The sequence below is a fragment of the Micromonospora sp. NPDC047738 genome, assembly GCF_040642675.1.
In the GTDB taxonomy this organism is placed as follows: domain Bacteria; phylum Actinomycetota; class Actinomycetes; order Mycobacteriales; family Micromonosporaceae; genus Micromonospora.
In genome coordinates this window covers 212,620-233,576 of record NZ_JBEYSO010000002.1, presented here as the reverse complement: position 1 = coordinate 233,576, position 20,957 = coordinate 212,620, and the positions used below count along the sequence as shown (strand labels likewise).

Sequence of the window (20,957 nt, the reverse complement as noted above, 5' to 3'; positions counted from 1 at the left end):
CTCCGATGGTTTCCCTGCCCCCTATCGATCAGGAGTGGCGTGTGACTGTCGCGTTGGTGACCGGTTCCGGCGGTCTGATCGGCTCTGAGGCGGCCCGCCACTTCGCGGGCCTCGGTCTCGATGTGGTCGGTATCGACAACGACATGCGGCGGTACTTCTTCGGCGAGGACGGATCGACATCCTGGAGCCTGGATCGGCTCGCCGCCGAACTGGGCAGCGCCTACACCCACTACGCGGTGGACATCCGGGACCGGGACGGCCTGGAGCAGGTCTTCAAGAAGTACGGCTCGGACATCGGCGTCGTGATCCACAGCGCCGCGCAGCCGAGCCACGACTGGGCCGCCAAGGAGCCGTACACCGACTTCGACGTGAATGCCGGCGGCACCCTCAATGTGCTGGAGAACACCCGCCGGCACGCCATCGAGGCGCCCTTCATCCACTGCTCGACCAACAAGGTCTACGGCGACCGCCCGAACAGCCTGCCCCTGGTCGAGCTGGAGACCCGGTACGAACTGCCCGAGGATCACCCCTACCACCAGGGCATCACCGAGGACATGTCGATCGACGAGTCGCTGCACTCGGTCTTCGGCGCCTCGAAGGTCGCCGCCGACGTGATGGTCCAGGAGTACGGCCGGTACTTCGACATGAGGACCGCCTGCTTCCGGGGCGGCACGCTGACCGGCCCGGCCCACTCGGCGGCCGAACTGCACGGCTTCCTGGCCTACCTGATGCGCTGCGTCATGGAGGGCCGGACGTACAACCTCTTCGGTTACAAGGGCAAGATGGTCCGGGACGCGATCCACTCCCGGGACGTGCTGACCGCCTTCGAGGCGTTCTTCCGCGAGCCACGGTCGGCCCAGGTCTACAACCTGGGTGGCGGCCGGCATTCGAACACCTCGCACATCGAGGCGTTCCGGATCGCCGAAGAGATCACCGGTCACGAGGCGAAGATCAACTATGTCGAACAGGCCCGCACCGGCGATCACCAGTGGTACGTCAGCAGCATGGCCCGGTTCGAGGAGCACTACCCGAACTGGAAGATCACCTACGACGTGCCGATGATCCTCCGCGAGATCTACGACGCGAACGTCGACAAGTGGGTGCCAAAGGCATGACCACCGGCAGCACCAAGCGGAACGTGCTCGGCGTACTCGTCGACGCGACCGACTACGCCCGGGCGACCGAGGCGGTGGTCGCGGCGGCGCAGGAGCGCCGTCCGCTGGCGCTGACCGCGCTGGCCGTGCACGGCGTGATGACCGGGGTGCTCGACCCGGCGCACAACGCCCGGCTCAACGCGTTCGACGTGGTCACCCCGGACGGGCAGCCGGTCCGCTGGGCGCTCAACCTGCTGCACGGCGCCGGGCTCACCGACCGGGTCTACGGCCCGGAGCTCACCCTCCGGGTGCTCGCCCGGTTCGCCGACGAGGGACTGCCGGTCTACCTGTACGGCTCCACCGAGGCGACCCTGTCCCGGCTGGTCCCGGCCCTCGAGCGGAAGTTTCCGGCGCTGAAGATCGCCGGAGTCGAGCCGTCCAAGTTCCGGTCCCTGCAGCCGGGCGAGGATGTCGAGATCGCCGACCGGATCAAGGCCAGCGGCGCCCGGCTGGTCCTGGTCGGGCTGGGCTGCCCGCGCCAGGAGGTCTTCACCTACGCCATGCGCCCGCTGCTGGACATGCCGCTGATGGCGGTCGGCGCGGCGTTCGACTATCACGCCGGCCTGCTGCGCAACCCGCCGCCGTGGATGCAGCGGGCCGGGCTGGAGTGGTTCTGGCGGCTCGGGCTGGAGCCGAAGCGGCTCTGGCGCCGGTACGTGATCCTCAACCCGGCCTACCTGGCCCGGCTGACCGCGCAGAAGACCGGCCTGTGGAAGGCGGCCCCGCCGGCACCGGCCACCCAGCGCCCCGCCGGCTTCGACGTCTGACGCCGGAATCGGTCCGCCGGCACCTCGTGCAGGAGCCGGCAACGACGCCCGGCGGCCACCGAGAGGTGACCGCCGGACGCCGGTGGGAAGGTTGGCTCAGGAGACGTTGACCGCGGTGTCGTCGATCACGAACGACGTCTGCAGGGAGATGTCCTCGCTGCCGGTGAACTTCAGCGTGACGGTCTGCCCGGCGTACGCGGCCAGGGAGAACGACTTCTGGCTGTACCCGGCGGCCTTGTTCAGGTTCGAGTAGGTGGCCAGGGTCGCCAACACCGTGCCGGAGGAGTTGAGCACCTGCACCCGCAGCGTGTCGTACGCCGTGGTGGTGGTCGACTCGGCGCTGTCGATGTGCAACCAGAAGCTGAAGTTGTACGACGAGCAGCCGGCCGGCAGGCTCACCGACTGCGACAGCGTGTCGGTGTGGGTGGTGCCGTAACCGTCCAGCCAGGCGTTCCAGGTGCCACCGTGGGTCGGCTGGCCACTGGCGCCGTACTGGCCGATAACCCCGGACGAGGCCGCCCAGACCGTGTTACCCGACTCGAAGCCGGGGTTACCCAGCTTCTGCCCGGCACCCGTGCAGCCACCACCGCTGCCCACGGTGAGCGTGTAGGTGGCCGTCTTCGTGCCCGACGCGGCCGTACCGCTGATCGTCACCGGGTAGCTGCCGGCCGGGGTGCTGGTCGACGTGGTGATGGTGAGGGTGGAGGAGCCGCCGGAGGTCACCGTGGCCGGGTTGAACGAGGCGCTGGCACCGGTCGGCAGGCCGCTCGCGGAGAGGCTGACCGACTGGGCCGAGCCGCTGGTGGTGGCGGTGCTGACGGTGGCCGTCACCGAGCCGCCCGGTGCGGTGGAGCCGGACGTCGGCGACACCGAGACGGAGAAGTCGTTGGTCGGCGTGCCGTTGACCACGTAGAGCAGCTTGTTGGGTGAGCCGGTCCCCGGGTCGGTCACCACGCCACTGGTGGCGTTGTTCACCAGGTAGTCGCGGACCTGCTGCGGCGTCCAGGACGGGTTGGCGCTGGCCACCAGCGCCGCCGCGCCGACCACGTGCGGGGTCGCCATCGACGTACCGCTGATCGTGTTGCTGGCGGTGTCGCTGGTGTTCCAGGCGGAGGTGATCGACGAGCCCGGCGCGAAGATGTCCAGGCAGGTGCCGATGTTGGAGAACGACGACCGCGCGTCGGTGCTGGTCGTCGAGCCGACCGTGATCGCCTCGGTGACCCGGGCCGGTGAGGTGTTGCAGGCGTTCGCACCGCTGTCGTTGCCGGCCGCCAGGCCGTAGGTGATGCCGGCGTTGACGGAGTTGCGCACCGCCGTGTCGAGGGTCGTGTCCACGCCGCCACCGAGGCTCATGTTGGCCACCGCGGGCTTGACCGCGTTCTGGGTCACCCAGTTGACACCGGAGACGACCCCGGCGGTGGTGCCGCTGCCGGCGCAGTTGAGCACCTTGACCGCGATCAGCTGCACGCCCTTGGCCACCCCGTACGACGAGCCGCCGACGGTGCCCGCGACGTGGGTGCCGTGGCCGTTGCAGTCAGTGTTGTTGCTGTCGACGGTGTTGGTGCCCCAGCTGGCCCGGCCGCCGAAGTCGCTGTGCGTGGTCCGGATGCCGGTGTCGATGATGTACGCCCGGACGTTGGTGGCCGTGTTCGGGTAGGTGTACGAGCTGTTCAGCGGCAGGTTCCGCTGGTCGATCCGGTCCAGGCCCCAGGACGGCGGGTTGGTCTGGGTGCCGGCGATCGAGATGACGTGGTTCTGTTCCACGTACGCCACTGCGGGATCGGCGGCGATCCGCGCGGCGGCCGGTGCACCGACCCGGATCTCGAAGCCGCGCAGCGCGGCCGTCCAGGTCCGCGCGACGGTGCCGCCGTGCCGGGCGGTCAGCCGCTGCGCGGTGTCGCCGACGCCCGTCGCGGCGACGGCGCTGTCCTTGAAAACGACGAGGTAGCTGTCGGCCACCGCGGTGGCACCGCCACCGTTCCGGATCACTCCGCGGGGTTCGGCGGCCAGTGCGGGCGTGGCCGCCGTGATCATTGCCAAGGCGGTTACGCCGACGAGTACGGACCTGTGTGGGAGAACCATCTCCCTACCTCCCTCCGACCGGCGCAGGTCGGCCCGCCGGGGACAGGCAGATCGACGTCGACCGATCGAGAAGAGGCTAGATCGAAGTGTCGCCAATGTGAAGATGTCGAATTCTCAATAACGCTGATGGGATGGCCCCTACGGGACGAGGTACGGGGCCAACCGGGGTCGTGCCCCGATTCGATGCCGGCCGAACTGGGCAAAGCTGAGAGACATGGACGACCATCTCGCCGTGCTGCTCCCCGTCGCCGCCACCTGGCTGGCCGCCGGGGTCGTCGCGGACGGACTGCCCCGGCTGGACCGCGCCCGCGCCCTGCGCCGACGTACCGGATGGTTGTCCGGGCTGACCCTGGCCGGCCTGGTGCTGACGGCGGCGGTGCTGGTCCTGGGCCTGCAGAGCGCCGGGACGACGCCGATCGACCGGGCCGCCGGCGGCCTCACCCTCGCCGCGGCCCCGGCGCTGGTCGTCGCGGTCTGCACGCTCCGGCGGGTACGGCGGCTACGGGCCGGCGCGGGTGCCTTCACCGCCGCACCGGACACCCCGGCCCCGCACGGGCTGCGCGCCGCCGCGGCGCACCCGCTGATCGGGCTTCCGCTCCAGGTGACCGCGCTCGCCGTCGTCCCGGCCGTGATCTCGGCCGGGGGCGTCGACCTGCTCGCGACCCCCGCCGTGGCCGGCCCGGCGATCACCGTCGGCGTGCTCGGCGTCCTCGCCATCGGGGTACGCCACGCGTTGCGGCACAACCGGCTCGCCGAGCAGGCGCAGCCGCTGGCCACGATGCCGGCGCAGCCGCCGGCGACACCGACGCCGGCGGTCCCGGTGTCAGCGCGAGCGGCTGGCCCCCTGCACGTATAGCAGTTCGAGGATCGCCCGGGTCGCCTCGAACCAGCGGTCCAGCCAGCCGGGCGGCGGCACGCTGCCGCGCGGGGGCAGTTCCATCAGCAGGCCGCGCAGCAGCGGGTGGTCCGCCAGGGACTCGGCCGGCTCCAACGGCCAGCCGGTCGGCGGGAACGACGGTTCGGTGAGCGGGTTCGGATCCAGCGACGGCAGGGAGAGCGGCGGGGAGCTCTGCTCCGGGGCGTCGCCTTCCCGTCCCCCGACCTCGGCGTCGGTGGAGACCACCTCGGTGAGGACGGTGTCCCGACGCGCCCCGCGGTACTTGCCTCCGAACCGCTCCGGCTTGCCCGGGCCGTTGGTGAGGTTCTCTGAACCGATCGTCGTCATCCGTCTCGCCTGCCTCGTTCGGTTGCCGATCTGTGCGGTTCAACGAGGCGGAACGGAACTGGCGACGGGCGGCCGGAGTGGGCCGGCTCGGAACACGGAATGGTCCCGCCCGGCGACGCTGCCGGGCGGGACCATGCACGCGGTCCGGGTCGCCGGATCAGTCCCGGACGAACACACCGTCCCTGGCGCCGGCGACGAAGGCGTGCCAGTCGCCCGGGGCGAAGACCAGGGCGGGGCCCGTCTTGTCCTTCGAGTCCCGGACGCCGATCGCCCCGGTCACGTATGCGACCTCCACGCAGTTGTCACAGTTCGGCCCGCTCTTGGAGCTCTTGAACCAGGTCGCCTGCGTCAGGTCCACGGGGAACTCCTTGGTCGCCATTTCCACAGTGGCTCCTCTGCCAGTTTTGCGATGTGTGCGATTGATTCCTCCGGGCGAATGGCTGCTGCTCGGATGTGATCGAAGATGAAGCTGTACTTCTGCAGTTCGTCACTCTTCTCCAGGAAGAGCCCACCCGTGGCGTTCTCCGCGTACACGACATCGGGATCACTCGGTTCGGGGAAGCTGAGGATCGTGAAGGTCCCGTCCATGCCGGCGTGTGCGCCCGCCTCGAAGGGCAGGACCTGCAACGTCACGTTCGGCAGTTCGGCCACCTCCACCAGCCGGGTCAGCTGGCCACGCATCACCGCGTCGCCGCCGACCGGCCGGCTCAGCACCGCCTCATCGAGCACCACCCACAGATCGACCGGATCGTCCTGAGTCAGCAACGACTGACGACCGAGGCGGACACGGACACGTTGTGCGACCTCCTCGGCGGTGAAGTCGGGCCGGGCGGCCCGGATCATCGCCGAGGCGTACTCCTCGGTCTCCAGCAGGCCCGGCACGACCTGCTGCTCATACGCCCGGATCGAGCTGGCCGCCGCCTCCAGCCCCACGTACGCCCCGACCAGCACCGTGCTGTACGGGTGCCACCATCCCTTCTGCCGCGCCTCGCGAGCGATCTGCACCAGCTCGTCGCTCTCGGCGCCGACCACCCCGTAGATGCGGAGCATGTCCCGCACGTCGCGGGGCGTGGCCGTGGTGTGGCCGGTCTCGATCCGGGAGATCTTGGAGGCCGAGCACTCCAACTGCTCGGCGACCACCTCGATGGTGATGCCGGCGGCCTCCCGCTGGCGGCGGAGTTCCGCCCCCAGCCGTCGACGCCGGATGGTCGGGCTGCGCCGCTCGCTCACGACGCCGCTCCGCGGCCCGCTGGACGGGGATGCTGACTGCTCGTGCTCACGCTGCCGCCTCGCTCCACCCCGCGGCGTCGCGACGCACCGCGCCGCCGAGCATCACGGTTCGCTCGATCCGCTCGCTCACCCGACCACCTCCGGTCGATCGCGCCCGATGCGACACCCGCTGGGGCGCGGCCGTCGTACGGCGGGCGGTCGTTCGCGGCAGGGGGTGATGCCGGTCGTCGACCGGCCGCGACGGGCGAAACCGGCGTCCAGTGTGCCGTTTGGATGGCACGCGCTTCAAGCGTCCCGTTCACGTGTCCTGCTCGCGTATCGGCAAAACTCGACGTGCAACTTGCATGAAGCACGCCGCTGGTGCACTCTGTCGATATGGCACGGGTTACTCACCGTCTTCGCATGATCTCCCGGCGTGGTGATCCCACGAGGGGTGGGACGGCGGGAGGGGAGCCGTCCCGCGCCTCGCGACCTGCCCCGGGGTGAAGACCCCGCCGCTGCACGCCAGCTTGGCTGCGGCGGTGGGAGCGGTAACCGGGAGCAGCCGGGTGATGGTCGGGCGTCGACCCGTGACCGCGGGTACGACCCGACCAACACCGACCACCTGATCAGCCGGCCCACGCGGCAGGACCCCGTCACCGGGCCGGAGATGTCCCCCAGATCAGCTTCCCCGCCGGCTCCCCGCCGGCCGATCCTCCCAGGAGCCCATGTGCTTCCCCGCTCCGGTGACGTACTGCACGTGACTCGCGCGGCGAGTGTCCAGTTCCTCCGACCGATCATGTTCCGGGTGATCCGGGTGCTCGACTGGCCGACCTACGACGGTTGGCTCTGGCTCGACGGCTACGAGTTGAACGCGGCGGGGGACGCGGTCAACCGGCGGTCGATCTTCGTACAGCAGGCGGGGCTGCGGCAGCTCCAGGCCGCGCCGGCGCCACGGCCCCACACCGTACGGACCCGACGGCCGGTCGTCCGGACTCCGGTCCGGGTCGGCTGACCTCCCGATTGCCGGGTCGCGGCAGCTACCGCCGCCATAGAATCGGTACGCCCACCCCGGCGAAGTCTCCACCCCGCGCGTCCCGGACCCTGAACCTGGGATGGTCATGGTCAATCTGCCCGCCGCGCGGCGGCACCACCGGTCCCGTATCGGCTACACCTTCGGACTCCTGACGCTCCTCGGCGCCGCGACCGTACTCGCGCTCGTGGTCCGCCACCCCGCCTTCTCCTCCACCGACCAGTTGACCGAGCCGCAACCGGCTCCGGAGATCACGGTGGTCGGGGAGGGCAGCGCACCGCCCGCCGACCCGGAGGCGGAGCCGGGCTGGGCCGGTACGCCCCGGGCCGGCGCCTCGGGGGCCGGCGCCGGTGCACCGACCACCCCGGATCGGGCGGGAGGCGGCGCCGGCGAGGGCGTACTGGCCGGCGCGGATGGCATGCCGAACGCGAGGGACCTCAGCCGGTCGCTGTTCTACTCGGGGCTGCTGGGCCTCGGCATCTCACTGGCCGGCCTGGGCCTGATCTGCACCAGACGCCGGCAGTGGTGACGCTCAGGGGGTGGGGGTGGCCGTCGGGCCGGGTGTCGGGGTCGCGGTGGCCGTGGTCGGCGCGCCGGCCCTCGCCACCACGACCGTGACCTGATCGTCTGCGGAGACCAGCTCACCGGCGGCCGGGTCAGTCTCGATCACCGTGCCGGCGGGCCGATCCGACGGCCGGCGCACCACGCGGTAGTCCACATTCAGCCGGTCGAGGACCGCCCGGGCGGCGTCCTCCGGCAGCCCGACCAGCGGCGGCACCGGCACCCGGGCGGGAGCGGTGGTGGGCGGAGTGGTCGGTGGCGACGTGCTCGGCGCGGTGGTGGTCGGTGCCGCGCTGGTCTCCGGCGCGCTGCTCGAGGTGGCCGAGGGTACGGGAGGCGGCCCGGAGTTCCGCTCCGCCGCGGTGAGCGCCAGCCAGACACCCAACCCGATCAGCGCGATCAGCACCAGCGCCAGGATGCCGAGCAGGATCGGCATCCACCAGCGGCGCCCGGACTGCTCCTCGGCGTACCACTCCGTGCCGGGCTCGGGGTAGCCGGCGGGGCGCGGCGGGGGCACCCCGGCCCGGCCGGACCAGGCCGGCGCGGCGGCCAAGGGCTCCTGCCAGGCGGTCGCGTCCGCGCCACCGCTCCGATCCGGCGGCAGGGGCCGGGTGGCGTCGTCGTTCCCGGCGGGTGGCTCCTGGCGGTCGTCGCTCATCGGCACGTCCTTTCCCCACCGGGACGGGCGCCCTGGCCCTCGATCGTCCACGGTAACGGTCGGCCGCACCATCGGCCCGGATCAGCGCGGCGAGCCGGCCGTCACGGTGCCGGGGGCGGGGTGGCAGTCGGCCCCGCCGACGGGTCGTCGCCACAGGTGAGGGCGACCTGGTCGTTCCACCGGGCCGAACTGCCGGCGGCCGGGTCCTGGGCGGTCACCGGGCCCCGGCGACCGGTGCGGTAGTGCGGATACAGTCCCGCCGCGACCAGGTCGTTCGCCGCGTCGCCGCAGTCCTGGGCGATCAGGTCGGGCACGGGCACCGCCGGCGGCGGACCGGCGACCCAGAGGGTGACGGTGACGCCGCGCCGGACCGGCGTACCGGGCGCGGGGCTGGTGCGCTCGACGTTGCGGCCGGAGCCGGTGCCGAAGACCAGCCGCCAGCCGAGCTTCCGGTCGTGCAGTTCCCGCCGGGCCTGCACGAAGTCGGTGCCCACCAGATCGGGGACGGTCAGCCCGGCCGGGGTGGTGGTGCGGGTGCCGGACGGGCTCCGCTCGGGCTTGCTGGGCGTGGCCTCGGTCGGCGTACGGTCGCTCGACGCGGGTGCGCTGGTGCCGGCCGTGACCGGTGGCGTGGGCGGATCGGCGTCCCCGGCGAGGATCCATCCGCCGCTCGCCCCGATCACCGCCAGCAGGACCACCGCCAGGCCACCACCGAGGAACAACCTCGTCCGGTCCGGTCCGGGTTCGCCGGCCAACCCGGGTTGCCGGCCCAGGTACCCGTCGTCCGTCATCGCCTCCACCGCCTCAATCACGGGCGACCGTATCCGGCGCCGCCAAGTCCACCCGCGGCAGATCGAGCTCCGTCAAGACTCGCCGCGTCGACCTTGGGACGCTACGCTCCCCGACATGGCCAGACGGGGCTGGGGAGGATCGACCGCCACCGCGCTCGGCGTCGCCGCCGGTACGGGGGCGGCTCAGCTGGGCTTCGGCTACGGGCTCGGCATCATCAACTGGGCACCGGCCGCGACCGGCCGGGTCGAGGCGGCCTGGGTGGCGAGCCTCGCCTGGGCCACCTGGATCTCCGCCACCTCGGTGATCGCCGGGGCGGTCTGCGCCCACCGGCTGCGCGGGACGGCCGACGAGGAGCCGGACGGGACGCCGCGGAAGTTCGGCCTGGCCCTCGCCGCCGCGGTCGGCGCGCTGATCACCGTACTGCTGGTCGCCGTACCGGCCCGGGCGGCCCGGGTGCCGGACACCTCGTCGCCGCAGGCCGTCGCCGCCGGGTACGCCCTCGCCGGGATGCTGCTCGGTCTGCTGCTCGCAACCTGGGCGCTGCACACCCGGGCCGCTGCCGCCAACCTCGTCGCCACCACGAGCTGGCTCTGGCTGCTCGCCGTGGTGTCGGTGCTGGACGGGGTACTGTCCGGCCGTGGCCTGGGCACCGCCCAGCTCGGCATCTGGCAGATCAGCGCGGACAGCGAACGCTTCTGGATCCGGGACTACTTCTACTGGCCCGGTGCCCTGCTCGCGCTGGGCTCCGCCCTGGTGATCGGCGCGCTGGCGGCCCGGCGTACCGCCCGGGTGGCGGAGCAGCGGGTCGGCGCGGCAGCCTCCGGGGCGGCCGGACCGCTCCTGGTGGCGCTGGCGTACCTGCTGGCCGTGCCGAGGCTCGCGGCGATCGCCGCCGAGCAGATGTCCGCCCACCTGATCGCCCCGTACGCCCTGATCGCGGGAGTCGGGGGTTCGGCCCTGGTGGCCGCGCTGGCCCAGCGGGCCGACCGCCGGGCCGCCGCGCGCACCGCGGCGATCGTGCCCCGGCAGCGCACCGGTGAGCCGGACGACCTCGCCCCGCCGGCCGTCGAGGCGCGCCCGGCCGTCGAGGCGGGCCCGGCCGTCCCGGTGGTCCCCGCCGACGTGCCGGGATCCGCCGAGGCGATGCCCGGGGACGGGCAGCCGGCCGGGCCACCGGAGGACGGCACCTCGGCGCGGGCTCCCGGCGCGACCCGCCGTGGCCGGGCGGTCCCGCCGCAGCGGACGCCGGCGCAGGCCGGAGGGAGCGAGCCGGGGGCCACCCGCACGGACGCCGGGGACGGCCCCGCACCGGGCGAGGTCACGAGCCGCAGCGCGGAGGGCGGCTCGCCGACCGCCGGGGCCAAGTCCCGCCGCCGCAGCCGCTGATTTCTCACCGCGATCTGCTGGCCGGCCCGGCGGACGTCGCCGCCGGTCGGGCCGTGCACCGGCCTGCGGTCGGCGGACCCGGAATGCCGGGCCGGCCGGGCCCACGCCGGGGGGTGGTCAGTCGACCGGCCAGGTGTGCACGGGCTCGTTGCTGCGCTGGAGTTCGGCGTAGCGCTGGAGCATGTGGCGCAGCGCCGCCTCCCGATCCATGCCCCGGTGCCGCTCGGCCGCCCACACCGTCTCCGTCTGCCAGGCGGCACCGTTGCGCCCGGTACGGCAGCGCTGCTCGATCACGCCGAGGAGGCGGTCGCGCTCGACCGGGGCGACGCCGAACCGGTCCAAGCCCTGCGCTGCCTTGGGCAGCAGGACATCGAGCACGAGCTTGGTCACCGGCACCTCGCCGAGCCGGGGCCAGTGCAGGACGGCGTCCATCCCCCGCCGCGCGGCGGCGTGGAAGTTCTCCTCGGCCGAGCTGAAGGTGAGCTGACTCCAGATGGGACGGTCGGCCTCGGCGAGGCTGCGGGCGAGTCCGAAGTAGAAGGCGGCATTGGCGAGCATGTCCACCACGGTCGGCCCGGCCGGGAGTACACGGTTCTCCACCCGGAGGTGGGGGCGGCCGTCCATGATGTCGTAGACCGGCCGGTTCCACCGGTAGACCGTGCCGTTGTGCAGCCGCAGCTCGCCCAGTTTGGGCACCCCGCCGGCGTGCAGCACCTCGACCGGGTCCTCGCTTTCGCAGATGGGCAGCAGCGGCGGGAAGTAGCGGACGTTCTCCTCGAACAGGTCGAAGATTGACGTGATCCAGCGTTCCCCGAACCACACCCGGGGGCGTACGCCCTGGGCCTTGAGCTCGTCGGGCCGGGTGTCGGTGGCCTGCTGGAAGAGGGCGATCCGGGTCTCCGCCCAGAGCTGCCGGCCGTAGAGGAACGGCGAGTTCGCGCCGACCGCGGTCTGCGGGCCCGCGATGGCCTGGGAGGCGTTCCAGTAGTCGGCGAAGCTGTCCGGCGCGACCTGGAGGTGGAACTGGAGGCTGGTGCAGGCCGCTTCGGGGGCGATCGAGTCGTTGTGCGTCTGCAGCCGCTCGACACCGCGGATGTCCAGCTCGAAGTCCTCGCCCCGCGCGCCCACGATCTGGTCGTTGAGCGCCCGGTAGCGCTCGTCGGTGGAGAGGTTGTCGGCGATCAGGTGCCGCTCGGTGAGCGTGGGCAGGATGCCGACCAGCACTATCTTGGCGTCCGACCGGCTGGCCCGCTCGTCGGCGCGAGCCAGGCTGTTGCGCAGGTCCCGCTCGTAGTCGCCGAAGCCGGTGCCCTCGATGAGCCGCGGCGGGGCGTTCAGCTCGAGGTTGAACTGGCCGAGCTCGGTCTGGAAGAGCGGGTCGGCGATGTCGGCGAGGATCTTCTCGTTGCGCATCGCCGGCTCGGCGGCGGAGTCGACCAGGTTGAGCTCGATCTCCAGCCCGGTCATCGGCCGGTCGGCGTCGAAGCCGAAGTCGTCCAGCATCAGCGCGAAGACGTCCAGGCACCGCCGGACCTTCTGCCGGTAGCGGACCCGGTCCTCCCGGGAGAAGGCGCCCTGCTCGACGTCTCTGCCCATCTGTCCTCCCGGCGCGAGGCGCAACGGAACCGTACCGTCCCGAAACGCATTGTGAACCATTCACGTTAAGTGCGCCCCGGCTGACGGAGCCAGGGGCGGGGCCCAGGTCGAGACTCCTACCCAGGTCACACCCCGCCGCACCGCCGGCAACCTGTGAACGGGACGTGACAAATCGCACCTCTTCGGCCGACGACGAAACGGGCCCGTGCCGTCGGGTGACGACACGGGCCCGTGGGGTCGTACGGGGAGATCAGGCCTGGCGGATGGCCTCGCCCTCGATCTCGATCTTGATCTTCTTGCCGACCAGTACGCCGCCGGTCTCCAGGGCGACGTTCCAGGTGAGACCGAAGTCCTCGCGGTCGATCTCGGTGCTGGCGGAGAAGCCGAAGATGTCCTGGCCGAACGGGCTGCGGCCGACGCCCTCGAACTCGACCTCCAGCTCCACCGGGCGGGTGACGTCGCGGATGGTCAGCTCGCCGGAGAGCACGAACTCGTTGCCGTTCCGCGACTTCACGCCGGTGCTGCGGAACTCCAGGGTCGGGAACTTCTCGACATCGAGGAAGTCGCCGCTGCGCAGGTGCCCGTCCCGGTCGGCCTGCGTGGTGTCGATGCTGGCCGCCTGGATGGTGGCGGTCACCGCGGACTGCATCGGGTCCTCGGCCACGGTGATCGTGGCGGTCGCGTCGCCGAACTCACCGCGTACCTTGCTCACCATCATGTGGCGGGCGACGAAGCCGACCCGCTTGTGAGCCGCGTCCAGCAGGTAGGTGCCGGCAGCCGGGATGGTGAGACCCTCCCAGTCGCGGGTAACCGCTTCGGTGCTGCTGGTCATGGTGCTGTCCTCCAGGGAGATTGTTGAGTAGTCCAACGACTGACTAAGCAACTATAGGCACGACAACATTCCCTATGTCAAGTACTGCTAGGATGGTGGCGTGGACCAGAACGTGTTCGACGATCCCCGGATCACCGCCGTCGGCCTCCTCGTCGAGGCGCACGCCGGGCTGTCGGCCCGGTTCGCCGCCCAGTTCGAGGAACACGGCCTCTCCCCGGTCGAGTTCGAGGTGCTCACCCGACTCGCCCGCTCACCCGGCAACCAGCTCCGGATGACCGACCTCGCGGCCCAGACCTCCCTGTCCACCAGCGGCGTGACCCGGGTGGTCGACCGGATGGAGCGCGACGGCCTGATCCGCCGCCGGGCCTGCCCCTCCGACCGACGCAGCTCGTACGCGGTGGTCACCGCCGCCGGCCTGACCCGGCTGGACGAGACCCTGCCCGGGCACCTGCAGATCATCGAGCAGTGGTTCACCGGCCAGCTCGAACCGGTAAAGCTGGAGGCCCTCCTGGACGGGCTGCGCCGGGTGCGTGACGCGGTCCACCCGGGGGCGACCGCTGGGAGCAGCGAGCCCGCACCCGCTCCCGCCGGCTGCTGAGCCGGCCCGGGCGATCACCGGCAGAAAGACCGGCAGAACCGGCTAAGCGACCGAACATACCCCTCAAGCGGTCGCAAATCACCCACGCGTCGCGGATAGGGTTCCAGTGCAGCGGGGGCGCACCGGGGGGTGCCGGCGCGAGCGGATGAGCGAGGGGCAACACCAGGGGGCTACTTCGCTCGCGCCACCCCCGCGCCCTCCCGTGCGAGCAACCCGGCGGCGCAACCCCAGCGGTCGACCGTCGGTCAGCGCCGGCGGATGCCGAGGGCCCGGCCGGCCACCAACGCGTACAGCAGGTCCTCTTCCCGGGGCAGCAGGCTGATCCCGTTGGCTCGGCGAGCCTGGTCGAGCCGATCCAGCACGGTCACGTCGGCCGTGCTCGCCGCCAGCCCCACCAGTGCCTCGATCACGTCCCGCCGATGCTGGCCGGGAGCGGCCGCCTCGGCCGCCGCGGCAAACCATTCCGCCGCCAGCTCACGGTCACCCCGGTGCAACGCGAGCTGGCCCTCGATCAGCGCGCAGACCGCGTCCTCCGGCCGGGTGTGCTCCGCCGCGACACCGGCCCGGTCCGCGTGCCCGGCGCCGGACGGCCGCCGCTGCGCCGGCACCGGAACCGCGGGCCGCAGTTCGGCGAGCACCTCCAACGCCTCGTCTCCGCGTCCCGCCTGGGCGAGCGCCAACCCGACCGTGCCGAGCACTCGGCGGCGCCGCCCCGGGTCGCCCAGCTCGGTCAGCGCCGCCGCCACCCGCCGCCCCTGCTCCACGGCGTCGGCGTACCGGCCTTCCAGGCGGGACACCTCGGCGAGGTTGGCCCGGGCCAGCAGCCGCAGCCGCTGCTCACCGGACTGCGCGGCCAGCCGGTCCACGGTAGCCAGCCGGCGCCGCGCCCCGGCCAGGTCGCCCACGCGTACGTCGTGCCAGGTCAGGCACGTCTGGGCGAATGCTGTCTCGCGTACCCGGCCGTGCCGGGTGGCCAGCTTCAGCACCGCCTCGGCCTGCTCCCGGGCCTCGTCGTGTGCCCCCGCCGCGGGCAGCAGCATGCCGAGCACCAAGCGGCTCCACAGCTCGCCGGTCACCTCCCCGGCCTCGCGAAAGGCGGCCAACGCGGTCCGTGCCGCCGGCACCTCCTCCGCGCCCGCGCCGTGCTCGGCGGCCAGCCGGGCCGAGCCGATCAGCGCCCAGGCCCGCAGTACCGGGTCGGCGTCGGCGGTACGCGGGTCGTCCAGCAACCGGCGCAGCCACCGCCGCCCGGAGACGTCCCGCCCACGCAGCCGCCACCACCGGGGCAGGGCCGCTGCCAGTCGCAGCGCGACCACCGGATCGTCGTCGGCGGCGTGCGCCAAGGCGACGGTGATGTCGCTGGTCGCCTCGTCCAGCAGGTGCACGGCGGCGGAGGGCTCCACGCCGAGCAGGTCCGGTGCGTTGCGGACCACCAGCCCGGTGACGACGAGCGCGTGCCGGCGCCGGATCCGGGCCAGCTCGCCCTCGGCCGCGGCCTGCTCGGCGGCGAAGTCGCGTACCGCGTCCAGCAGTCGGAACCGGAACGGGCCGGTGCCCCGGACGCTGAGCAGGCCGAGTTCGAGCAGCCGGTCCAGCAGCGGGACGGCGTCCGCCCGCGGCCCGCCGTCGGCCAGCAGGTCCTCGGCCAGCTCCACCGACCACCGGTTGCGGAAGGCGGAGAGCCGGCGCAGCGCCGCCCGGTCGGCCGACGCGAGCAGGTGGTAGCTGGTCGCCACCGCCTCGCGCAGGGTCACCATGCCGGTGGCGCGGTCGACCGGCGCCCAGCCTGTGGGGCCGCTGGTGGCAAGGTCGAGGACGCGGTCGCCGTACCGGTCGAGCAGCTCGGTGACGTCGAGGATCCGACCGCGCGCGGCCATCAGCTCGATGGCGAGCGGGAGACCGCCGAGCCGCCGGACCAGCGCGGCGAGCGCCGGCAGCTCGGCCGGAGTGGGCGGTTCGCGGCGCACCTGGGCGAGCCGGGCGCTGAACAGCGCCGCCGCCGGCCAGCGGGCCAGCGCCGCCGGGTCCGCCGGCAGCACCCCGGCCGGCGGGACGTCGAGCGGCGCGACCGGCCGGACCAGCTCGCCCGGGAGGCCGACCGGACGTCGGCCGGTCACCAGCACGCGCAGCCCGGGTGCCGCGGTGACCATCGTCCGCAGCGCCTCGGCCACCAGCCCGGGTGCCCGTTCGACCGCGTCCACGAGCAGCAACGCCGGCCGGCCGGCGAGCCGCCCGGGGAGGTCGGTCAGCCGGTGCACGCCGAGCACCGCGACCGAGGCGGCCAGCACGTCGGTCACGTCGGAGCCCTCGCCAACCAGCACACCGGCCACGCCGGCCGGGTGGTCGGCGGCCACGGCGTACGCGACGGTGAGGGCGAGCGCGGTCTTGCCGACGCCGGCCAGGCCGACCAGGCTCACCACCGGATGGTCGGCGGCGAGCAGGGCGGCCACCTCGACGACGTCCCGGTCCCGGCCGATCAGCGGCACCGGCTGCGGCAGCGCGACCGGCGTACCGCTTCCGGTGATGCCGGAGCCGGTGAGCGGGAGGTGCCGTGCGGCCGGACGCGGCGCGGCGGACGGGGCCGGCCGGGCCGCGGCGAGGAACGCCTGCCGGCGGGTGCCGGTCAGGCCGAGCGCGCCGGCGAGCAGGTCGACGGTGGTGCGCTGGGGCCGCGCGGACCGGCCCCGCTCCAGATCACGGATCGTCCGCACTCCGACGCCCGCCCGCGTGGCCAGCTCGGCCTGGGTGAGGCCGGCGGCGAGCCGGTGCCCGCGCAGCAGATCGGACAGGCCGGTACGACCACCCGTGCTCGGCGAGCGATCATGATCCGGAGTCATGGGGACGAAGACTACGGACGGGGTACGACCCGCCACACCAGATCGTCGCCCAACCGACCGTCGGGCGCCGATATCCGACAGCCGGCCGAGCGCGCAGCTTCACCGGAGAGCGTGGTCATCCGAGGCGGAGTGACCACGCTTTCGCTGAGCGTGCGAAGCCAGCGAGCCGGGGCGAGCCCGCCGTCAGATGCCCAGGTCGCGGGCGATGACCATGCGCTGCACCTCGCTGGTGCCCTCGCCGATCTCCAGGATCTTGGCGTCCCGCCAGAAGCGGGCCACCGGGTACTCGTTCATGAAGCCGTAGCCGCCGTGGATCTGGGTGGCCTCGCGGGCGTTGTCCACCGCGATGGTGCTGGCGTGCAGCTTGGCGATCGCGGCCTGGCGCTTGAACGGCTCGCCGGCGAGCATCCGGGCGGCCGCGTCGTAGTACGCCAGCCGGGCGGTGTGCGCCTTCAGCTCCATGTCCGCGATCTTGAACTGGATCGCCTGGTAGTTGCCGATCGGCTGGCCGAAGGCGTGGCGCTCCTTCGCGTACTTGATCGACTCGTCGACGCAGCCCTGGGCGAGGCCGACGGCCAGCGCGGCGATGGCGATCCGGCCCTCGTCGAGGGTACGCAGGAACTGGGCGAAGCCCCGACCGCGCTGGCCGAGCAGGTTGGCTGCCGGGACCCGGCAGTCGTCGAAGGTCAGTTCATGGGTGTCCGAGGCGGTCCAGCCGACCTTGGAGTAGGCGGGGGCGACGGTGAAGCCGGGCGTACCCGACGGCACGATGATGCTGGACAGCTCCTTCGAGCCGTCCGGCTTCGTCCCGGTGACCGCGGTGACCGTGACCAGCGAGGTGATGTCGGTGCCCGAGTTGGTGATGAACGCCTTCGAGCCGTTGATCACCCACTCGTCGCCGTCCAGCACCGCCCGCGTCTGGGTGCCGCCGGCGTCCGATCCGGTACCCGGCTCGGTCAGCCCGAAGCCGGCGAGCGCCTCGCCGCTGAGCAGCTTCGGCAGCCACTGCGCCTTCTGCTCGTCCGTGCCGAACCGGTAGATCGGCATCGCGCCGAGGGAGACCGCCGCCTCCAGGGTGATCGCCACGCTGGAGTCGACCCGGGCCAGCTCCTCCAAGGCCAGGCAGAGCGCGAAGTAGTCGCCGCCCATGCCGCCGTGCTCCTCGGGGAACGGCAGGCCGAACAGGCCCATCTTGCCCATCTGCCGGACGATCTCGTACGGGAAGGTGTGCTGCTCGTAGTGCTCCGCGATGGCCGGCGCCACCACCTCGCGGGCGAAGTCCCGCACGCTCTCCCGCAGCGCCTCTTGTTCCTCGCTGAGCCGGAAGTCCATCTGATCCTCCTGTGTGGATGGTCCGCCGGGCGCTCGTGACGCCGGGACGGGTCGTGCGGGGCCACGTGCGGCGGTGACCGCACACGGCGCGGGTGTCAGACCGGGGTGACGCCGTGGCGGCGCTTCGAGAAGTGCCGGTCCTTGCCGCGCGCGGCGGCGAACCGGCGGACCAGCTCGGCGCGCAACTCGTGCGGCTCGACGATGGCGTCCACGACGAGCTCGCTGGCGAGCCGGACGATGTCGATGTCCCGCTCGTACTCCTCGCGCTTCGCGCTGACGAAGGCGGCCCGCTCGGCCTCGTCCTCGATCGCGGCGATCTTGTTGGCGTAGACCGCGTTGACCGCGGCCTCCGCGCCCATCACCGCGATCTTGGCGGTGGGCAGCGCGATCGTCGCGTCCGGCTCGAAGCCGGGGCCGGCCATCGCGTAGAGCCCGGCGCCGTACGCCTTCCGGACCACCACGCAGATCTTGGGTACGGTCGCCTCACTGATCGCGGTGATCATCTTGGCGCCGTGCCGGATGATGCCCTGCTTCTCCACGGCGCTGCCGACCATGAACCCGGGCACGTCGGAGAGGAACAGCAGCGGCACGTTGAACGCGTCGCAGAGCTGCACGAACCGGGTCGCCTTGTCGGCCGAGTCGACGAAGAGCACGCCGCCCTTGAACATCGAGTTGTTGCCGACCACGCCGACGACCTCGCCGTTCAGCCGGCCGAAGCCGATGGTCAGTTCCTTGGCCCAGAGCGCCTGGATCTCGAAGAAGCTGCCCTCGTCGAGCAGGCCCTTGACGTACCGGCGCATGTCGAACGCCTGCCGCTCGCTGGCCGGGACCAGCGCGGCCAGGTCGGCCTTCTCGGACGCTTCCACGGCGGGCGCCGCGGGCGGCTGCTGCGTCCAGTTGGCCGGCAGGTAGGACAGGTAGCGGCGGACCACGTCGAGCGCCTCGGCCTCGGTCTTGCAGAGGAAGTGCCCGACGCCGGACTCGGCGCAGTGCACCTTGGCCCCACCCATCGCCTCCAGCGTGGTCTTCTCGCCGGTGACCATCTCGACCATCCGGTCGGAGCCGAGGTACATGCTGGCGTTGCCGTCCACCATGGCCACCACGTCACAGAACGCCGGGATGTACGCCCCGCCCGCCGCGCTCGGCCCGAAGAGGGCGCAGACCTGCGGGATCGAGCCGGAGGCGCGGACCTGGTTCCAGAAGATCTTCCCGGCGCCGCGCCGGCCGGGGAAGAGCTCGACCTGGTCGGTGATCCGGGCCCCGGCCGAGTCGACCAGATACACCATCGGCACCCCGGTGGTGTACGCCCGCTCGATGATCCGGATGATCTTCTCGACGGTACGCGCGCCCCAGCTGCCGGCCTTGACCGTGGAGTCGTTCGCCATCAGGCAGACCGGGCGGCCGTCGATGGTGGCGGTGCCGGTGACGACGCCGTCGGCGGGCAGCCCCTCGGCCAGCGCGTTGGCGTAGAGGCCGTCCTCGACGAATGAGCCCTCGTCGACCAGGAGCGCGACCCGCTCCCGGGCGAAGAGCTTGCCCTTGGCGGCGTTCGCCGCGTGGTACTTGTCCGCACCGCCGGCCTTGGCGCGCTTGCGCAGCTGCTCCAGAGCCTCACCGTCGAGCGTCACGCCGACTCCCTCGCCCACCCGCGCCTCGTGAGCGCGCCCACCGACCTGAACGATCGTTAGGGTAGCGCACGCCGACCAGCTCCGGCGACCCAGCCCGCAGCAGCCACCCGCCCCGCCGGCAGCCGGCCGACCGCACCACCCCGGCGTTGTTGATCAAGGAGTTTGCGTCTGTCCGGGCCCGGATCCAGACGCAAACTCCTTGATCGACGCGTTGCTCAGGCGGGGAGGGGGGTCAGGCGGGTGCGGGGGCCGGCGCGGAGGACGCCGGAGGGGAGCTTCTTGCCGACCAGTTCCTCGGCCAGCTCGGCGGCCTCGATCAGGGCGTCCAGGTCGATCCCGGTGTCGATGTCCATGTCGTGCAGCATGTGCACGGCCTCCTCGGTGGCCAGGTTGCCGCTGGCCCCCGGGGCGTACGGGCAGCCGCCGAGGCCGCCCACACTGGCGTCGAACTCGGTGACGCCCAACTCCATCGCGGTCAGCAGGTTCGCCAGCGCGGTGCCCCGGGTGTTGTGGAAGTGCAGCAGCACGGGGATGTGCGCGTTGCGGTCACGTACCGCGGTGATCAGCTCGCGGACCCGTCGGGGCGTACCCATGCCGGTGGTGTCGCCGAAGGCCACCCGGTCGGCGCCGTCGCGGACGACGCGGTCGACGATGCCGGCGACCCGCTGGGGGTCGACGTCCCCCTCGTACGGGCAGCCGAAGCTGGTCGCGACGATCACCTCGGCCCGGGCGCCCGCGCCGTGCAGCAGGTCGATCAGCTCGGCGATGTCGTCGAGGGACTCCTCGGTGGAGCGGTTGACGTTGCGCCGGTTGTGCGTGTCGCTGGCCGAGACCACCACCTCGATCTCGGTGAAGCTGGCGGCCAGGGCCCGCTGGGCGCCCCGCGTGTTCGGCACCAGCGCGGAGTAGCGCACCCCGTCGACCTTGGTGGCCCGCTGCCACACCTCGTCGGCGTCGGCCATCTGTGGGATCGCCTTGGGATGCACGAAGGAGACGGCCTCGATCCGTCGCACTCCGGTACGGGACAGCGCGTCGAGCAGCCGTACCTTGGCGTCGGTGGGGATGGGCTCCTCGTTCTGGAGTCCGTCCCGGGGCCCGACCTCCCGAATGGAGACGAAGTCCGGCAGTTCCGCCATAAGGGGTCACCTCACTGTGACGGTCTTACGTGATGGGTGCCCTCCAGCATGTCACCCCAGCCGCCAGCCGGGGTTGATCAAGGAGTTTGCGGCAAAATCCCAGCCCGGGCTGACGCAAACTCCTTGGTCAA

General features: G+C 72.4%; 19 protein-coding genes. 7 read left to right on the top strand and 12 right to left on the bottom strand.

Annotated features, from left to right (window positions below):
* The first annotated feature begins 41 nt into the window (after positions 1-41).
* The gene (locus tag ABZ783_RS04415; protein WP_073836911.1) at positions 42-1,115 is read left to right on the top strand and encodes an NAD-dependent epimerase/dehydratase family protein; all 1,074 of its coding nucleotides are present in this window, start codon (positions 42-44) and stop codon (positions 1,113-1,115) included.
* Entirely contained in the window at positions 1,112-1,921 is an 810-nt protein-coding gene (locus tag ABZ783_RS04410) for a WecB/TagA/CpsF family glycosyltransferase (RefSeq protein WP_357434489.1), read from the top strand. The genes ABZ783_RS04415 and ABZ783_RS04410 overlap by 4 nt, the downstream gene beginning before the upstream one ends.
* Positions 1,922-2,017: 96 nt before the next feature.
* Here the strand turns inward: ABZ783_RS04410 and ABZ783_RS04405 are convergent, their stop codons facing one another.
* The gene (locus tag ABZ783_RS04405; protein ID WP_357434488.1) at positions 2,018-4,003 is read right to left on the bottom strand and encodes a S8 family serine peptidase; all 1,986 of its coding nucleotides are present in this window, start codon (positions 4,001-4,003) and stop codon (positions 2,018-2,020) included.
* 214 nt (positions 4,004-4,217) lie between these two features.
* Here ABZ783_RS04405 and ABZ783_RS04400 point away from each other — a divergent pair, with 214 nt between their 5' ends.
* Entirely contained in the window at positions 4,218-4,859 is a 642-nt protein-coding gene (locus ABZ783_RS04400; protein WP_357434487.1) for a hypothetical protein, read from the top strand.
* Here the strand turns inward: ABZ783_RS04400 and ABZ783_RS04395 are convergent.
* The 3 genes from ABZ783_RS04395 to ABZ783_RS04385 all read right to left on the bottom strand — a co-directional run bounded on the left by ABZ783_RS04395 (position 4,827) and on the right by ABZ783_RS04385 (position 6,458).
* The gene (locus ABZ783_RS04395) at positions 4,827-5,228 is read right to left on the bottom strand and encodes a hypothetical protein (protein ID WP_357434486.1); all 402 of its coding nucleotides are present in this window, start codon (positions 5,226-5,228) and stop codon (positions 4,827-4,829) included. The two genes, ABZ783_RS04400 and ABZ783_RS04395, sit on opposite strands and share 33 nt — an antisense overlap.
* Before the next feature lie 157 nt (positions 5,229-5,385).
* A complete protein-coding gene (locus tag ABZ783_RS04390; RefSeq protein ID WP_357434485.1) occupies positions 5,386-5,607 on the bottom strand; it encodes a DUF397 domain-containing protein in 222 nt (73 codons plus the stop codon).
* Entirely contained in the window at positions 5,577-6,458 is an 882-nt protein-coding gene (locus ABZ783_RS04385; protein ID WP_073836915.1) for a helix-turn-helix transcriptional regulator, read from the bottom strand. The genes ABZ783_RS04390 and ABZ783_RS04385 overlap by 31 nt, the downstream gene beginning before the upstream one ends.
* Before the next feature lie 709 nt (positions 6,459-7,167).
* Between ABZ783_RS04385 and ABZ783_RS04380 the strand changes: the two genes are divergently transcribed.
* Positions 7,168-7,452, top strand: a complete 285-nt coding sequence (locus ABZ783_RS04380; protein ID WP_357434484.1) for a hypothetical protein — start codon at positions 7,168-7,170, stop codon at positions 7,450-7,452.
* A 100-nt stretch (positions 7,453-7,552) separates the two neighbouring features.
* Positions 7,553-7,999 carry a hypothetical protein gene (locus ABZ783_RS04375; RefSeq protein WP_357434483.1) on the top strand — a complete coding sequence of 149 codons (447 nt, stop codon included), beginning with the start codon at positions 7,553-7,555 and terminating at the stop codon, positions 7,997-7,999.
* 3 nt (positions 8,000-8,002) lie between these two features.
* Here the strand turns inward: ABZ783_RS04375 and ABZ783_RS04370 are convergent, their stop codons facing one another.
* Together ABZ783_RS04370 and ABZ783_RS04365 are read right to left on the bottom strand one after the other, a co-directional pair.
* Positions 8,003-8,689 (bottom strand): PASTA domain-containing protein, encoded by a 687-nt coding sequence (locus ABZ783_RS04370; protein WP_357434482.1) that lies wholly within the window; start codon positions 8,687-8,689, stop codon positions 8,003-8,005.
* A 101-nt stretch (positions 8,690-8,790) separates the two neighbouring features.
* Positions 8,791-9,480: a PASTA domain-containing protein gene (locus ABZ783_RS04365; RefSeq protein WP_357434481.1), complete on the bottom strand. Its 690-nt coding sequence runs from the start codon at positions 9,478-9,480 to the stop codon at positions 8,791-8,793.
* 115 nt (positions 9,481-9,595) lie between these two features.
* On the opposite strand from ABZ783_RS04365, the gene ABZ783_RS04360 reads away from it, so the two are divergent.
* Positions 9,596-10,867 carry a hypothetical protein gene (locus tag ABZ783_RS04360; RefSeq protein WP_357434480.1) on the top strand — a complete coding sequence of 424 codons (1,272 nt, stop codon included), beginning with the start codon at positions 9,596-9,598 and terminating at the stop codon, positions 10,865-10,867.
* A gap of 117 nt (positions 10,868-10,984) precedes the next feature.
* Here the strand turns inward: ABZ783_RS04360 and ABZ783_RS04355 are convergent, their stop codons facing one another.
* The gene (locus ABZ783_RS04355; protein WP_357434479.1) at positions 10,985-12,463 is read right to left on the bottom strand and encodes a glutamate--cysteine ligase; all 1,479 of its coding nucleotides are present in this window, start codon (positions 12,461-12,463) and stop codon (positions 10,985-10,987) included.
* A 250-nt stretch (positions 12,464-12,713) separates the two neighbouring features.
* Positions 12,714-13,295: a YceI family protein gene (locus ABZ783_RS04350; RefSeq protein ID WP_357434478.1), complete on the bottom strand. Its 582-nt coding sequence runs from the start codon at positions 13,293-13,295 to the stop codon at positions 12,714-12,716.
* Positions 13,296-13,395: 100 nt separating this feature from the next.
* Between ABZ783_RS04350 and ABZ783_RS04345 the strand changes: the two genes are divergently transcribed.
* Positions 13,396-13,893 carry a MarR family transcriptional regulator gene (locus tag ABZ783_RS04345; RefSeq protein ID WP_357434477.1) on the top strand — a complete coding sequence of 166 codons (498 nt, stop codon included), beginning with the start codon at positions 13,396-13,398 and terminating at the stop codon, positions 13,891-13,893.
* A 245-nt stretch (positions 13,894-14,138) separates the two neighbouring features.
* Here the strand turns inward: ABZ783_RS04345 and ABZ783_RS04340 are convergent, their stop codons facing one another.
* The 4 genes from ABZ783_RS04340 to ABZ783_RS04325 all read right to left on the bottom strand — a co-directional run bounded on the left by ABZ783_RS04340 (position 14,139) and on the right by ABZ783_RS04325 (position 20,826).
* On the bottom strand, positions 14,139-16,730 hold the full coding sequence (locus tag ABZ783_RS04340; RefSeq protein ID WP_357434476.1) for a helix-turn-helix domain-containing protein: 2,592 nt from the start codon (positions 16,728-16,730) through the stop codon (positions 14,139-14,141).
* Positions 16,731-16,913: 183 nt separating this feature from the next.
* Positions 16,914-18,062 (bottom strand): acyl-CoA dehydrogenase family protein, encoded by a 1,149-nt coding sequence (locus tag ABZ783_RS04335; RefSeq protein WP_357434475.1) that lies wholly within the window; start codon positions 18,060-18,062, stop codon positions 16,914-16,916.
* A 95-nt stretch (positions 18,063-18,157) separates the two neighbouring features.
* Positions 18,158-19,690: an acyl-CoA carboxylase subunit beta gene (locus ABZ783_RS04330; protein WP_357434474.1), complete on the bottom strand. Its 1,533-nt coding sequence runs from the start codon at positions 19,688-19,690 to the stop codon at positions 18,158-18,160.
* A 215-nt stretch (positions 19,691-19,905) separates the two neighbouring features.
* On the bottom strand, positions 19,906-20,826 hold the full coding sequence (locus ABZ783_RS04325) for a hydroxymethylglutaryl-CoA lyase (protein ID WP_357434473.1): 921 nt from the start codon (positions 20,824-20,826) through the stop codon (positions 19,906-19,908).
* Between the last annotated feature and the right edge of the window lie 131 nt (positions 20,827-20,957).